The organism is Arthrobacter koreensis, assembly GCF_009193255.1.
In the GTDB taxonomy this organism is placed as follows: Bacteria; Actinomycetota; Actinomycetes; order Actinomycetales; family Micrococcaceae; genus Arthrobacter_B; species Arthrobacter_B koreensis.
Window position 1 is genome coordinate 84,030 of sequence record NZ_WACG01000002.1, and the last position, 15,413, is coordinate 99,442.

The 15,413-nt window shown below is 65.2% G+C and carries 11 protein-coding genes; 8 read left to right on the top strand and 3 right to left on the bottom strand.

The genetic code is table 11. The annotated features are described in order from the left end of the window. The first annotated feature begins 12 nt into the window (after nt 1–12). The 3 genes from dnaE to nrdR all read left to right on the top strand — a co-directional run bounded on the left by dnaE (nt 13) and on the right by nrdR (nt 5,516). The gene (gene dnaE / locus GD628_RS07360) at nt 13–3,552 is read left to right on the top strand and encodes a DNA polymerase III subunit alpha (RefSeq protein WP_152274295.1); all 3,540 of its coding nucleotides are present in this window, start codon (nt 13–15) and stop codon (nt 3,550–3,552) included. A gap of 13 nt (nt 3,553–3,565) precedes the next feature. After that, a complete protein-coding gene (gene hisD / locus GD628_RS07365; RefSeq protein WP_226802398.1) occupies nt 3,566–4,927 on the top strand; it encodes a histidinol dehydrogenase in 1,362 nt (453 codons plus the stop codon). A gap of 91 nt (nt 4,928–5,018) precedes the next feature. After that, entirely contained in the window at nt 5,019–5,516 is a 498-nt protein-coding gene (gene nrdR, locus GD628_RS07370) for a transcriptional regulator NrdR (RefSeq protein WP_091605618.1), read from the top strand. 83 nt (nt 5,517–5,599) lie between these two features. Here the strand turns inward: nrdR and ppgK are convergent, their stop codons facing one another. Both ppgK and map read right to left on the bottom strand, forming a co-directional pair. Then, a complete protein-coding gene (ppgK, locus tag GD628_RS07375; protein WP_091605615.1) occupies nt 5,600–6,397 on the bottom strand; it encodes a polyphosphate--glucose phosphotransferase in 798 nt (265 codons plus the stop codon). A 24-nt stretch (nt 6,398–6,421) separates the two neighbouring features. Beyond that, nucleotides 6,422–7,300, bottom strand: a complete 879-nt coding sequence (gene map, locus GD628_RS07380; RefSeq protein WP_152274296.1) for a type I methionyl aminopeptidase — start codon at nt 7,298–7,300, stop codon at nt 6,422–6,424. 102 nt (nt 7,301–7,402) lie between these two features. Between map and GD628_RS07385 the strand changes: the two genes are divergently transcribed. Beyond that, nucleotides 7,403–7,567, top strand: a complete 165-nt coding sequence (locus tag GD628_RS07385) for an SPOR domain-containing protein (protein WP_141653674.1) — start codon at nt 7,403–7,405, stop codon at nt 7,565–7,567. A 42-nt stretch (nt 7,568–7,609) separates the two neighbouring features. On the opposite strand, the gene panB is transcribed toward GD628_RS07385, so the two are convergent. Continuing rightward, nucleotides 7,610–8,464, bottom strand: a complete 855-nt coding sequence (gene panB, locus GD628_RS07390) for a 3-methyl-2-oxobutanoate hydroxymethyltransferase (RefSeq protein WP_152274297.1) — start codon at nt 8,462–8,464, stop codon at nt 7,610–7,612. 250 nt (nt 8,465–8,714) lie between these two features. Between panB and GD628_RS07395 the strand changes: the two genes are divergently transcribed. From GD628_RS07395 to GD628_RS07410, 4 genes are all read left to right on the top strand, one after another. Further along, nucleotides 8,715–10,055 carry a glutamine synthetase family protein gene (locus GD628_RS07395; RefSeq protein ID WP_091605607.1) on the top strand — a complete coding sequence of 447 codons (1,341 nt, stop codon included), beginning with the start codon at nt 8,715–8,717 and terminating at the stop codon, nt 10,053–10,055. Nucleotides 10,056–10,071: 16 nt separating this feature from the next. Further along, nucleotides 10,072–13,092, top strand: coding sequence for a bifunctional [glutamine synthetase] adenylyltransferase/[glutamine synthetase]-adenylyl-L-tyrosine phosphorylase (locus GD628_RS07400; RefSeq protein ID WP_152274298.1), 3,021 nt, complete (start codon nt 10,072–10,074; stop codon nt 13,090–13,092). 125 nt (nt 13,093–13,217) lie between these two features. Further along, complete coding sequence (locus tag GD628_RS07405; RefSeq protein WP_377956258.1) at nt 13,218–14,675, top strand: amino acid ABC transporter substrate-binding protein/permease; 1,458 nt, start codon at nt 13,218–13,220, stop codon at nt 14,673–14,675. Then, on the top strand, nt 14,672–15,400 hold the full coding sequence (locus GD628_RS07410) for an amino acid ABC transporter ATP-binding protein (protein WP_152274299.1): 729 nt from the start codon (nt 14,672–14,674) through the stop codon (nt 15,398–15,400). The genes GD628_RS07405 and GD628_RS07410 overlap by 4 nt, the downstream gene beginning before the upstream one ends. The last annotated feature ends 13 nt before the right edge of the window (nt 15,401–15,413 follow it).

Sequence of the window (15,413 nt, forward strand, 5' to 3'; positions counted from 1 at the left end):
TAGAATGGTTAGGTGGCTTCAGCAACTGGTACGTCTAAATCGTTTGTCCACCTTCACAATCACACCGAATACTCGATGCTGGACGGGGCAGCGCGCCTGACCGACCTGTTCAGCCACGCCGATGAGCTGGGGATGAATGCCCTGGCCACCACGGACCATGGGTTCGTCTTCGGTGCGTTCGACTTTTGGAACAAGGCACGGAACTCCGGCATCAAGCCGATCATCGGCGTCGAGGCCTACCTGACGCCGGGCACCGCCCGTCAGGACAAGACCCGTGTGAAGTGGGGCGGCGGCGGACGCGACGACGTCTCGGGTGCCGGTGCCTACACCCACATGACCATGTGGGCCGAGAGCACCGAAGGCATGCACAACCTCTTCCGGATGTCTTCGCTGGCCTCGCTGGAAGGGTACCTCTACAAGCCGCGCATGGACCGGGACCTGCTGCAGACCTACGGCAAGGGCCTGATCGCCACCACCGGCTGTCCGTCCGGCGAAGTGCAGACGAAGCTGCGCCTGGGACTCTACAACGAAGCCAAGCAGGCGGCGTCGGACTTCCGGGACATCTTCGGCAAGGAAAACTTCTTCTGTGAACTCATGGACCACGGGCTGGACATCGAGCGCAGCGTCCAGGCGGACCTGATCAAGCTGGCACGCGAACTGGACCTGCCGCTGGTTGCCACCAATGACCTCCACTACACGCACGCCGAGGACGCCAAGGCGCATGCCGCGCTGCTGTGCGTGCAGTCCGGTTCCACCCTTGCCGACCCCAAGCGGTTCAAGTTCGACGCCGACGAGTTCTACCTCAAGTCCCCGGCGGAAATGCGGGCCATGTTCCGCGACTACCCCGACGCCTGCGACAACACCCTGCTTATTGCCGAGCGCTGCGACGTCGAGTTCAACACCAAAGCCAGCTACATGCCGCGCTTCCCCTGCCCGCCGGGGGAGAACGAGGAATCCTGGTTCGTCAAGGAAGTCGAAACCGGGCTGCAGTACCGTTTCCCGAACGGCATCCCGGACGACGTCCGCAAGCAGGCGGAATACGAAATCGGCATCATCACCCAGATGGGCTTCCCGGGCTACTTCCTGGTGGTTGCCGACTTCATCAACTGGGCCAAGAACAACGGCATCCGCGTGGGTCCGGGCCGCGGCTCCGGTGCAGGTTCGATGGTCGCGTACGCCATGCGCATCACCGACCTGAACCCCCTGGCGCACGGTCTGATCTTCGAACGGTTCCTCAACCCGGACCGTGTGTCGATGCCTGACTTCGACGTCGACTTCGATGATCGGCGCCGCTCCGAGGTGATCCACTACGTCACCGAGAAGTACGGCGCGGACCGGGTGTCCATGATCGTCACCTACGGCACCATCAAGGCCAAGCAGGCGCTGAAGGACTCCTCCCGCGTCATGGGCTACCCCTTCTCCGTCGGTGAACGCCTCACCAAGGCAATGCCGCCGGACGTCATGGGCAAGGGCATCTCCCTGACCGACGTCCACAACAAGGAAGCCAAGCGCTACGGCGAAGCCGAAGAGCTGCGCGAGCTGCTGGCCACCGATCCGGATTCCCAGCGCGTCTTCGAAACCGCGATCGGCCTGGAAGGGCTGAAGCGCCAGTGGGGCGTGCACGCCGCCGGCGTCATCATGTCCTCGCATCCGCTGATCGACATCATCCCGATCATGAAGCGGGAGCAGGACGGCCAGATCATCACGCAGTTCGACTACCCGACCTGCGAAGGCCTCGGCCTGATCAAGATGGACTTCCTCGGCCTGCGGAACCTGACCATCATTTCGGACGCGATTGAGAACATAAAGCTCAACAAGGACGTAGACCTCGACCTTGAGAAGCTGGAGCTCGATGACAAGGAGTCCTACGAACTCCTGGCCCGCGGTGACACCCTGGGCGTGTTCCAGCTCGACGGCGGGCCCATGCGGTCCCTGCTGAAACTGATGCGCCCGGATAACTTCGAAGACATTTCCGCTGTTATCGCGCTGTACCGGCCGGGCCCCATGGGTGCGAACTCGCACACCAACTACGCCCTGCGCAAGACCGGCGTCCAGGAGATCACTCCGATCCACCCCGAGCTGGAAGAACCGCTCAAGGAGATCCTGGACACCACCTATGGCCTGATCGTCTACCAGGAACAGGTTATGGCGATCGCCCAGAAGGTGGCCGGCTTCTCGCTCGGCCAGGCGGACATCCTCCGCCGTGCCATGGGCAAGAAGAAGAAGTCCGAGCTGGACAAGCAGTACGCAGGCTTCCACGGCGGCATGGTGGAGCGCGGATACTCGGAGGCTGCCATCAAGGCCCTCTGGGACATCCTGCTCCCGTTCTCCGACTACGCCTTCAACAAGGCACACTCCGCCGCGTACGGACTGGTCTCCTACTGGACCGCGTTCCTGAAGGCGCACTATCCCACGGAATACATGGCAGCCCTGCTCACTTCCGTGGGTGATGACAAGGACAAGCTGGCCATGTACCTGAACGAATGCCGCAAGATGGGCATTACGGTGCTGCCGCCGGACGTCAACGAGTCCTCGGTGAACTTCACCCCGGTGGGCAAGGACATCCGCTTTGGCATGGGCGCCATCCGCAACGTTGGCACCAACGTGGTCCAGGCGATGGTGGGTGCCCGGGAGGAAAAGGGCGCTTACACCAACTTCAAGGATTTCCTGATGAAGGTTCCTGCCGTTGTCTGCAACAAGCGCACCATCGAATCGCTGATCAAAGCCGGCGCCTTCGACTCGATGGGCCACGCCCGGCGTCCGCTGGCCATGATCCACGAAGAAGCCATCGACTCCGTGGTGGTGCTCAAACGCAACGAGGCAGTCGGCCAGTTCGACCTGTTCGCGGGCATGGGGGAGTCCGAGCCGGAAGATTCAATCTCCATCGATATCCCGGACCTCCCCGAATGGGAGAAGAAGGACAAACTGTCCTTCGAACGGGACATGCTGGGCCTGTACGTCTCCGACCACCCGCTCCAGGGCCTGGAAGGAATCCTCAGCCAGCACGCGGACTCCTCCATCACCTCGATCGTCAGCGAGGAAGGCCCGCCGGACGGATCGATCGTGACCATCGCCGGCATGATCACCTCGCTGCAGCGCCGCATCGCCAAGAACAGCGGCAACGCCTACGCCCGCTGCGAGATTGAGGACCTCGCCGGTTCCATGGAAGTCATGTTCTTCGGCCAGGTCTACGGCCCCATCGCCGCCGTGCTGGCAGAGGACCTGATCGTCGTCGTACGCGGACGCCTGCAGCGGCGCGACGACGGCGCGGTGACGCTCAACGCCCAGGAACTGACTGTCCCGGACCTCAGCGAGGGCCATTCCGGTCCGGTGGTGATTTCGATGGCCACCTACAAGGCCACCGAAACCGTGGTGACCCAGCTCGGTGACGTGCTGCGGACCCATCCCGGAACCTCCGAGGTACAGATCCGGCTCAACGGCAACCGCACTGTCGAAGTCATGAAACTCGGCGTGGACCTTCGGGTGAACCCCACGCCGTCCCTCTTCGGCGACCTCAAGGTGCTGCTGGGACCGGCGTGCCTGGATGCCTAGGTAGAATGGGGCTGTGACTTTCTCCGCAGCTGAACAAACCGGCCAGCCCTTTGCCTCCCTGCGTACCATCGACCTGCGCGGCAGGACCCATACTCCTGCGCAGCTGAAGGCAGTGATGCCGCGGGCGGAAACCACTACCGACGTGGCTTTCGACGCGGTTGCAGCCATCATCACGGATGTCCGCTCCCGCGGGTTCGCCGCCCTGTCGGAGCTGGCGGAAAAGTTCGACGGCGTACGCCAGGACCATCCGCGGGTTCCGCGCCGGGCACTCATCGAGGCCCTGGAGAACCTGGACCCCGCCGTCCGCTCCGGACTCGAGGAATCGATCCGCCGTGCGCGGATGTTCGCGGCCGCCCAGCGCCCGGCCGACGTCGAGGTGGACATTGCGGACGGCGCGAAGGTCACCCACCGGTGGGTGCCGGTCAACCGTGTAGGCCTCTACGTTCCGGGCGGACTGGCCGTATACCCGTCCTCCGTTGTCATGAACGTGGTGCCGGCCCAGGCTGCGGGGGTGGCTTCACTCGCCCTGACGTCTCCGCCGCAGAAGGAATTCGGCGGCCTTCCGCACCCCACCATCCTCGCGGCAGCCGAGCTGCTGGGAATCGAAGAGGTGTACGCCATGGGCGGTGCCCAGGCGATCGCTGCCCTCGCCTACGGCATCGAGGAAAGCGAAGCCGGCCCCGCGCTGGAACCGGTGGACGTGGTCACCGGTCCCGGCAACGTCTTTGTGGCAACGGCCAAGCGCCTGGTCAAAGGCGTAGTCGGCATTGATGCTGAAGCCGGACCCACCGAGATCGCGGTCCTCGCCGATGCGGCAGCCGAACCGAAGTTCGTTGCCGCGGATCTCATCAGCCAGGCCGAGCACGACCCCAATGCCGCGTCCGTGCTGGTGACGGACTCGCCGGAACTGGCTGAAGCGGTCCGGACCGAACTGGACGTCCAGGTCCCGGCAACCAAGCACACCGAGCGTGTTCGCACGGCACTGGCCGGCGCGCAGTCCGCCGTCGTCCTGGTGGACTCGCTGGCGGATGGCATTGCCGTCTGCAATGCCTACGGTGCCGAGCACCTTGAAATCCATACCGCGGACGCAAATGCAGTGGCCGGACGGGTCACGAATGCCGGGGCGATTTTCGTGGGCAGCTACAGCCCGGTGAGCCTGGGAGACTACTGCTCCGGGTCCAACCATGTGCTTCCCACCGCCGGAACGTCGGCATTCTCCTCCGGACTCAACGTCACCACCTTCATGCGCGCCATCCAGGTGATCGACTACGGCCGGAACGCCCTGGAGGAAGTCAGCGGGCACGTCGTCGCACTCTCGCGCGCGGAGGACCTGCCGGCCCACGGCGACGCCGTGAGCATCCGCTTCGCCGAATAGCAGCTCCCTGCCCGGCCGGCGACGAGCCGGCGGAGCGGGGACCTAGAATGAGGGCGTCAAGCCCGCCGCCCGCGTGTGAAAGGACCGATGAATGTACTGTCCGTATTGCCGCAACGCCGATTCGCGGGTTGTGGACAGCCGCCTGGCTGACGACGGGTCCGCGATTCGCCGCCGCCGGCAGTGTCCCGAATGCGGACGCCGGTTCAGCACCGTGGAGACAACCAGCCTGAGCGTCATCAAGCGCTCCGGCGTGGCCGAGCCGTTCAGCCGCAGCAAGGTCATCAACGGGGCACGGAAAGCCTGCCAGGGCCGTCCCGTCAGCGAGGATGACCTGGCCCTGCTCGCCCAGGAGGTGGAGGAAACCATCCGGGCATCCGGCGTCGCGGAGATCCAGGCCCACGAGGTGGGGCTGGCCATCCTGCAGCCGCTGCAGAAGCTGGACCAGGTGGCGTATCTGCGCTTCGCCAGCGTGTACCAGTCCTTCGACTCGCTGGAGGACTTCGAAACGGCGATCGCCGCGCTGCGCGCCGAGTCCGCCCGCGCCGGTGGAGTTCCGGCCGGCGCCCAGCGGCCGCTCACCGCCCAGTAGGCGCCCCCTTCATCGACATAGCAGAAAGTGCCCGTTAGAACGTTCTAACGGGCACTTTCTGCGATCTCGATTGAGGGGAGGAGCTACTTGATGTACTTGAAGTGCAGGGCGGCCTGCAGTGCGGCCCCGACGATTCCCGCGTTGTTCTTCAGGTTGGCCGTGACCATGGGGGTGCGCAGGTCCAGCAGGGGGAGGAAGTCCTCGCTGCGCTTGGAGATGCCGCCGCCGATCACGAACAGGTCGGGGGAGAAGAGGAACTCGACGTGGGAGAAGTAGCGCTGCAGGCGCTTGGCGTACTCTTCCCAGCTGATGTCGTCGCGTTCGCGTGCGGAGGCGGACGCCTTGGTTTCGGCGTCAACGCCGTCGACTTCCAGGTGCCCCAGTTCGGCGTTGGGGACCAGCGCGCCGTTGGAGATCAGTGCCGATCCGATCCCGGTGCCGAGGGTGATGACCAGCACCGTGCCGTCTACGCCTCGTCCTGCGCCGTAGCGTGCTTCAGCCAGGCCGGCGGCATCGGCGTCGTTCATGACCTGCACTTCGCGGTTCAGCGCCTTGGTCAGTAGGGCGTCGACGTCGGTGTCCACCCAGCTCTTGTCCACGTTGGCCGCGGAACGGGCCACGCCGTGCTGGATGATGGCCGGGAAGGTTACGCCAACGGGAACCTCAGGGCCCGGCCCGTCCGGGCGGGCGGAGAGTTCGGCGACGATCTGGCCGACGACGCCGGCGACGGCCTCCGGGGTGGCGGGCTGCGGCGTCGGGATGCGGAAGCGCTCACCGATGAGCTTGCCCTTGGCGAGGTCGACAATGCCGCCCTTGATGCCCGTGCCGCCGATGTCGATGCCAATGACGGCGTCGTGCTTGTTCTTATGCTTCTTGGCCATGGTTCTCCAGTGCTAGGCGGTGCCCTAGGGCAGGGTCAGGATTTCGGCGCCGTCATCGGTGACGAGCAGGGTGTGTTCAAACTGGGCGGTTCGCTTGCGGTCCTTCGTGACCACGGTCCAGTTGTCTTCCCACATGTCCCACTCAATGGTCCCGAGAGTGAGCATAGGCTCAATGGTAAACACCATTCCGGTTTCGATGAGGCGGCTGTAGGCCGGTGCGGCGTCGTAATGCGGGATTATCAGCCCGGTGTGGAAGGCCTCTCCCACACCGTGTCCGGTGAAGTCACGGACCACACCGTAGCCGAAGCGCCGGGCATATGACTCGATGGCGCGGCCGATCACGTTGATTTCCCGTCCGGGCATCACCGCCTTGATGGCGCGCCGGAGCGATTCGGAGGTGCGTTCAACCAGGAGCCGGGACTCTTCGTCCACGTTGCCGGCGAGGAAGGTGTAGTTGGTGTCGCCGTGCACCCCGTTGATGTACGCGGTGATGTCCACGTTGACGATGTCCCCCTCCTGGATGACGGTGCTGTCCGGGATGCCGTGGCAGATGACCTCGTTGATGGAGGTGCAGATTGACTTGGGGAAGTGCCGGTAGCCCAGTGTGGACGGGTAGGCGTTGTGGTCCAGCAGGAATTCATGGGCAACCCGGTCCAGCTCATCGGTGGTGACGCCGGGTTCAATGCGGGTACCGACCTCCACGATGGCCTGGGCCGCGATGCGGCTGGCGACGCGGATCTTCTCGATGGTTTCCGCGGACTTCACTTCCGAGCCGGTGAATTTTGCGGGTGCATCCCTGTCCACGTATTCGGGGCGGGCTATCGACGCCGGCACGTGCCGGCGGGGAGAGACCGTTCCCGGCTGCAGGCGGCCAAGGGGTGCGGTGGCAATATTCTGGGGCATACTATCGATCTTATCGCCAGCGTTACGTGCTCCTGCATGGGACGTTGGCTGAACATCCCCGGAGGCCCGCACGGGATCCGGGGCCGAGACTGAGGAGGGCCAATGGCAGAGTACTGGTTCAACGTACAGACCCATGAAGTCGAGGTGGGCCCGCAGTCGGACTGGACGAAGCTGCTGGGGCCGTACCAGACCCGCGAGGAGGCCGCTGCCGCGCTGCAGAAGGTGCAGGCGCGCAACGAGGCCTGGGACAAGCAGGACGACGACTAGGGCCTGAACGGACGGGCGGCTGCGGCCGCCCGTCCGCAGCTGCTAGAAGCTGTGCTCCGGGCCCGGGAACGTGCCGCTGCGAACCTCGTCCGCATATTCACGGGCAGCGGTCGACAGTACCGAGCGAACGTCAGCAAAGGCCTTGACGAACCTGGGAGCCTTGCCCCCGCGCATCCCCGCCATGTCCTGCCACACGAGAACCTGACCCGTGGTGGCGTTTCCGGCGCCGATGCCAATGGTCGGAACGCGCACGGCCGCGTCAACTGCTGCCGCGACATCGGCAGGAACCATTTCCATCAGCACGCAGAACGCGCCCGCGTCGGCCAGGGCCGTGGCATCGTCAATTACCGCCTGCGCCGCGTCGCCGCGTCCCTGCACTTTGTAGCCGCCCAGTGCGTGCTCGCTCTGCGGAGTGAAGCCGACGTGCGCCATCACCGGAATGCCGGCGGCCGTCATGGCGCGGACGTGGTCCGCGTAGTGCGCGCCGCCTTCCATCTTCACGGCCTGCACACCGGCTTCCTTCATCAGCCGCACCGAGGACTCGATGGCCTGGGCCGGGGACACCTCGTAGGAACCAAATGGCAGGTCGCAGACAATCAGTGCGCGCTTTGCACCGGCGGAAACCGATTTGGCGAAGACGATCATCTCGTCCAGCGTGATGGGCAGCGTTGTTTCGTGCCCCATCACGTTGTTGGCCGCAGAGTCACCGATCAGGAGGGTCTCAATGCCCGCCTCGTCGAAGATCTGCGCGGTGTACTGGTCATAGGCCGTGAGCATGGCGAACCTGCCGCCGGTGTCCTTGAGCTGCTGGAGGTAGGAGGTGCGTACCCGCCGCGGCGGCACCGGTGCCTTGCTTTGTTCGGTGCCGTACGGTTTGGGCTGTTCAGCGCTGGTCATTCTTCGAGACTACTAAACGTTGGGCCGGCCGGGCCGGACCGGCTTTATGTCCTGCGCGTAATGTGCGGAAGGCACACCCGCTCCTGGGCCGTAAAAGGGCAGTTGGCTGGGTAGAGTAATTGCAGGCTGCGCGCACTGCCGAGCGAGCCTGCCCAGCAGCATGGCCCCAGCGGCCGGACGCTGCCGTCGGGAGCCCGCAGGACGCCCGATCCGGAACCGCCAAAGCGAAGTACAGCGAAAGAGGTTAAGCATGAACCGCCAGCAGGAATTCGTTCTGCGTACGATCGAAGAACGCGACGTGCGGTTCGTGCGGCTGTGGTTCACGGATGTTGTGGGTTCGATGAAGTCAGTGGCCCTGGCACCGGCGGAAGTGGAAGGCGCGTTCGACGAGGGCCTTGGCTTTGACGGTTCCTCGATCGAGGGACTGGCCCGGATCTTCGAGTCGGACATGCTGGCCCAGCCGGACCCCTCCACGTTCCAGATCCTGCCGTGGCGCGGTGACGAGGAGCAGACCTCCCGGATGTTCTGCGACATCCTCACCCCGGATGGCCAGCCTTCGGCTGCGGATCCCCGCTACGTGCTCAAGCGGCAGCTGGCGAAGGCCGCGGACATGGGCTTCACCTGCTACACCCACCCGGAGATCGAGTTCTACCTGCTGAAGTCGGACCAGCCGGGTCCCGACGGCGAGCCGGTCCCGGTGGACCGCGCCGGCTACTTCGACCACGTTCCCGGCGGCGTGGCCCAGGACTTCCGCCGCACGGCGGTGTCAATGCTGGAAGCCGTGGGCATCTCCGTCGAGTTCAGCCACCATGAGGCGGGCCCCGGCCAGAACGAAATCGACCTGCGCTACGCGGACGCCCTGCAGACCGCGGACAACATCATGACGTTCCGCACCGTGGTCAAGGAAGTCGCCCTGATGACTGACTGCTACGCAACCTTTATGCCGAAGCCTTTCTCCGACCACCCGGGCTCGGGCATGCACACGCACTTCTCCCTGTTCGAGGGCGACACCAATGCGTTCTTCGAGGCCGGCGCCGAGTTCCAGCTCTCTGCCACGGCACGCCAGTTCATGGCCGGAATCCTGCGCCACGCGCCGGAGTTCACCGCCGTGACCAACCAGTTCGTGAACTCCTACAAGCGGCTCTGGGGCGGGGGAGAGGCACCCAGCTACCTGTCCTGGGGCCACAACAACCGCTCTGCCCTGCTGCGCGTGCCGCTGTACAAGCCGGGCAAGGGACAGTCTGCGCGGATCGAATACCGCGGCATCGATTCGGCGGCCAATCCCTACCTCTCCTACGCCGTCCTTCTGGGCGCCGGCCTGAAGGGCATCGAGGAAGGCTACGAGCTGCCGCCGGGAGCCGAGGATGACATCGAGTCGCTGAGCGCTGCTGAGCGGCGCGCCATGGGGCACGCACCGCTTCCCTCCAGCCTCCACGACGCCATCCGCGTCATGGAGGACTCGGAGCTGGTGGCGGAGATCCTGGGCGAACAGGTCTTCGAGAACTTCCTGCGCAACAAGCAGGCCGACTGGAATGAATACCGCCAGCAGGTCACCGCCTTCGAGCTGAAGAAGAACCTCAGCATTCTCTAACGGAAGCCGATTGCCGATGAGCCTGACCAGACGCCTGATCGCCGCCGGATTCACCGACCTTGAGAAAAGCGAACGGTTCCTGGCCGCGCCGGAACTCGCCGGGATGGACCAGGAGCGGCTCTTCTCCGGGTTCGTCCGGTCAGCGAACCCTGACATGGCGCTGCAGTCCCTGGTTCGGCTGCTCGACCGGATTCCTTCCCTCGCCGAGCTGGTTGCCGGGGAGCAGGAAGAAGGCGAAGCGCTTTTCCGGGTGCTCGGGGCGTCCGAGGCGCTTGCCGAATTCGTCATGCGGCACCCGGAGAACGCGGAGCTCTTCCACACTGGACTGCGTGCCGAGCCGGGGCAGGTTCCCGCCCGCACGCTGCGTGCCTCGCTGCTGGAGTCGGTGCAGGCAGGCTCCGGTCCGAATCCCGTGGCCCGCCTGACCGGCCCGGAAGCGTACGTGCAGCTGCGCACCAGGTACCGGCGCCACCTTCTCGACCTGGCGATCCGGGATCTGGGCGCTGCATCGCCGGAAGACACCATGCCCGCCGTCGGGCGCGAACTGGCAGACCTGGCCGGGGCAGCCCTGGAGGCAGCGCTGGCGGTGTCCCGCGCCGAGCTGGCGGAGGGCGCGTTTGACGCGGCCGACGTCGCTGCGGTGCGCCTGGCCGTGATCGGCATGGGTAAGTGCGGTGCAAGCGAGCTCAACTACATTTCCGACGTCGACGTCATCTACGTGATCGACGCACCGGACCTGGACGAGTCCCTCGCCGGACGGATCGGCACCGCGATGGCGGCGGGAATCTCGCGGGTCATCAACGCCTCGGCCCCGGAACCGGGCCTGTGGGAGGTTGACGCCAACCTGCGGCCCGAGGGTAAGGACGGTCCGCTGGTCCGTACGCTGGACTCCCACCTGAACTACTACCGGCGGTGGGCGCAGACCTGGGAGTTCCAGGCCCTGCTCAAGGCCCGTGCCGTGGCCGGAGACGCGGCGCTGGGACGGCGCTACGAAGATGCCGTGGCCCCGCTGATCTGGTCCAGTTCGGAGCGTGACGGATTCGTTGAGTCCGTCCAGGCAATGCGGCGCCGCGTCACGGACCACATTCCGTCCCACGAGGAGAACCGGCAGATCAAGCTCGGCAAGGGCGGGCTGCGGGACGTCGAGTTCACCGTGCAGCTGCTGCAGCTGGTACACGGCAGGATCGACGAGACGCTGCGGGTCCGCACCACCACGGCCGCCATCGCAGCGCTGAGCGAGGGCGGCTACATCGGCCGCGGCGACGCGGCGGACCTCGACGCGGCATACCGCTACCTGCGGGTCCTGGAGCACCGGATCCAGATGGTGCACATGCGCCGGACCCACCTTATGCCCGAATCCGAGCCGGCCCTGCGCGCCCTGTCGAAGTCTTCGGCAGGTGCGCTGGCGCTGGTCCGTCCCAGCGCCGAGCGGCTGCTGGAAACCTGGCAGCGGACCAAGCGGCTGGTACGGCGCCTGCACGAGGCGATCTTCTACCGACCTCTGCTGGCTACCGCAGCGAACCTTTCCGAGGCCGAGGTGCGGCTCAGCCCGGAGGCCGCCCAGGCCCGGCTCGCGGCCCTGGGCTACGCCGACCCGCGCGGCGCGATGAAGCACATCGAGGCCCTGACCAACGGCATTAGCCGCCGGGCCGCCCTGCAGCGCCAGCTCCTCCCGGTGCTGCTGGGCTGGCTGGGCGACGGCGTGGATCCAGACGCCGGGCTGCTCGGCTTCCGCAGGCTCAGCGAATCCCTCGGCGACAGCCACTGGTTCCTGGGCATGATCCGTGACTCCTCGGCCGCGGGGGAGCGGCTCTGCCAGATCCTCACGTCCTCCCGGTTCATCAGTGAGCTGCTCGAGGTTTCGCCCGAATCCACTGCCTGGCTGGGAACGGACAAGGACCTTCAGCCGTCCAGCTTTGATTCGCTCTGGCAGGAAATGCGCGCCAAGATGTCCCGGCATCCGCGTCCCGCCGAAGCTGTCCGGCTGATCCGGCTGATCCGCCGCCGGGAGATGCTGCGTATCGCCCTGGCGGACAGCGCTGGCCTGCTGAGCCAGGAGGAAGTGGGCCGGGCCCTGTCAGACAATGACCGTGCCGCAGTCCTCGGCACGCTGCATGTGGCTGAGAACGAGGTCTACGCCGGGGAGGAACAGCTCACCGACGTACTTGTGGTGGCCATGGGACGGCAGGGCGGACGCGAAATCGGCTACGGATCCGACGCCGACGTGCTCTACGTGCACCGGCCGCTGCCCGGAGCCGACGCGCAGGCGGCCCAGGGACAGGCAGAGAAGATCGTCCAGCTGGTTTCCTCGCTGCTGCAGCAGCCGTGCCGTCCGGCCGTCCAGGCTGAACGGGTGCTGGAGCTCGACGCCGCCCTGCGGCCGGAAGGCCGGCAGGGGCCGCTGGTGCGCAGCCTCGATTCCTACGCCGGGTACTACGAGCGGTGGTCGCTGGCCTGGGAAGCGCAGGCATTGCTGCGGGCCCGGCCGATGGCCGGAGACGACCGGCTGGGAGAAGACTTCCTGTCCCTGGTCGATCCGATCCGCTATCCGGAGAACTTCGCCGAGTCCGACGTCCGGGAGATCCGCCGAATCAAGGCCCGGGTTGAATCCGAAAGGCTGCCGCGCGGAGCGGATCCGTCCCGGCAGCTCAAGCTGGGGCGCGGCGGGCTCAGCGACGTCGAGTGGCTCGTCCAGCTCCTGCAGCTCCAGCATGCGCACGCATACCCGGCCCTGCGCACCACGGCCACCCTTCCTGCGCTGGATGCCCTGGCCGGGGCCGGCTTCCTTCCGGAGCAGGATACGGCCGTCCTGCGGGAGAGCTGGCTGCTGGCCAGCCGGATCCGTTGTGCAAATGTGATTCGGGGCGGCAGGAACCCGGATGTGCTGCCATCTTCGCGCCGGGAATTGGAGGCCGTTGCCCGCTGGTGCGGCTACGACGCTGGTCAGGGCGCTGTTTTGGAGGAAGACTACCTCCGGATCACCCGCCGGGCACGCGGCGTTTTTGAACGCTGGTTCTACGGCTACGGGGTGGGTTGAGGCCCGTTTGGAGGCCCTTCGGTAATTTCAGTGCCCGCTTTCCTAGTAGGCTTTTTGATGGCGTTTGCTGCGCATCGCCGCGAACCATTAGCTAGGAGATGTTTACTTTGCACAGTGGCAAACGGGTGCCTAAGGGCCCCGCCTCACTCGCGGTTCCCCTCACCTCCCTGCTGGCAGCGGTTGCGCTGCTGCTGGGAATTCCCGCATCCGGGGCCTTCGCGGCCACCTCCCCGGACGCCGGTGGGGCGGCCGGCAAGACCTACACGATCGGTACTGACACTACCTTCGCGCCTTTCGAATTCCGGGAGAACGGCGAACTGGTCGGTATCGACATCGACCTGATGAACGCAATTGCCGAAGACCAGGGCTTCTCGGTTGAGATCCGCTCCCTCGGCTTCGATGCTGCGCTTCAGGCGCTGCAGTCCAACCAGGTGGACGGCGTGATTGCCGGCATGTCCATCACCGAAGAACGCCAGAAGGTCTTCGACTTCTCCGACCCGTACTTTGAGTCCGGTATCCAGATGGCCGTCGCGGAGAACAACAACGACGTCTCCGGCTACGAAGACCTTGAGGGTAAGCGGGTAGCCGTCAAGACGGGCACCGAAGGCCAGGCCTTCGCGGACTCCATCAAGGACCAGTACGGCTTCGAGGTCGTCGCCTTCGCCCAGTCGGCGCAGATGTACGACGACGTCAAGGCCGGCTCCTCCGTAGCCGTCTTCGACGATTACCCGGTCCTTGCGTACGGCATCAAGTCCGGCAACGGCCTGAAGACCGTCACCGAAAAGGAAGTTGGTTCCTCCTACGGTTTCGCCGTGAACGCGGACACCAACCCCGAACTGCTCGAGGCGTTCAACGCCGGCCTTGCAGACCTGCGGGAATCGGGCGAATACGACGAGATCCTTGACCGTTACCTGGACGCTGGTGCGGCTGATTCAAGCTTCTGGTCCCTGGTTACCGACAACGCGCCCGCCTTCGCCAAGGGCCTCGGCCTGACGCTGCTGGCGACCGCGCTGTCCCTGTTCTTCGCGCTGATCCTGGGCGTGATCTTCGGATTCTTCAAGGTCAGCTCCAAGGTGGTGCTGCGCGGCATCGCCACCACCTACGTATCGATCTTCCGCGGCACCCCGGTGCTGGTGCAGGCGTTCTTCTTCTACTTCGGCCTGCCGCAGATCATCGGCCAGCCGGTTGACGTGCTGACTGCCGGTGTCCTGACGCTGAGCCTCAACGCCGGTGCCTACATGACCGAGATTGTCCGCGGCGGCATCCAGTCCGTGGACCCCGGCCAGATGGAAGCAGCCCGGAGCCTTGGCCTTGGCTACGGCAAGACGATGCAGAAGATCGTTATTCCGCAGGCCGTGAAGATCATGACGCCGTCCTTCATCAACCAATTCGTCATTACGCTGAAGGACACGTCGCTGCTTGCCGTCATCGGCTTCGCGGAACTGACGTACCAGGCACAGCAGGTCTACGCGGTGAACTTCCGTACCGCAGAGGTACTGATCATCGTCGCCGCCCTGTACTTCATCGTCATCACGCTGCTTACCAAGCTGGCGGACGTCCTGGATAAGAGGTTCAACAAGTGAGCAAGATCCAAACCATCGGCCTGCGCAAGTCCTACGGTCCGGTCGAGGTCCTGAAGGGCCTTGACGTTGCCGTAGCCGAGGGCGAAGTGGTCTGCGTGATTGGCCCGTCCGGTTCCGGCAAGTCAACCTTCCTCCGCTGCCTGAACAAGCTCGAGGACATTACCGGCGGCAAAGTCGTCGTAGACGGCTTCGACCTTACCGATCCGAAGGTTGACCTGAACAAGGTCCGCCAGCACATCGGCATGGTCTTCCAGCACTTCAACCTCTTCCCGCACATGTCCGTGCTGGAGAACATCATGCTGGCACCCGTGGAACTGAAGAAGGGTTCCAAGGCAGAGGTGCGTAAGAACGCCCTGGCCTTGCTGGAACGGGTGGGACTTGCCGACAAGGCTGATGCCCGCCCCGCGCAGCTCTCGGGCGGCCAGAAGCAGCGTGTGGCTATTGCCCGTGCCCTGGCCATGAAGCCGGACGTCATGCTCTTTGACGAGGCAACCTCCGCCCTTGACCCGGAAATGGTCGGCGAGGTTCTCCAGGTCATCCGTGACCTGGCCAAGGAAGGCATGACGATGGTTGTCGTCACCCATGAGATGGGCTTCGCCCGTGAAGTAGCGGACCGTGTGGTCTTCATGGCCGACGGCCACATCGTGGAGGAAAACGCCCCCGAGGCACTGTTCGGCAATCCGCAGTCCCCGCGGCTGCAGGACTTCCTGGCGAAGGTCCTCTAGAACCCCAGTCCAT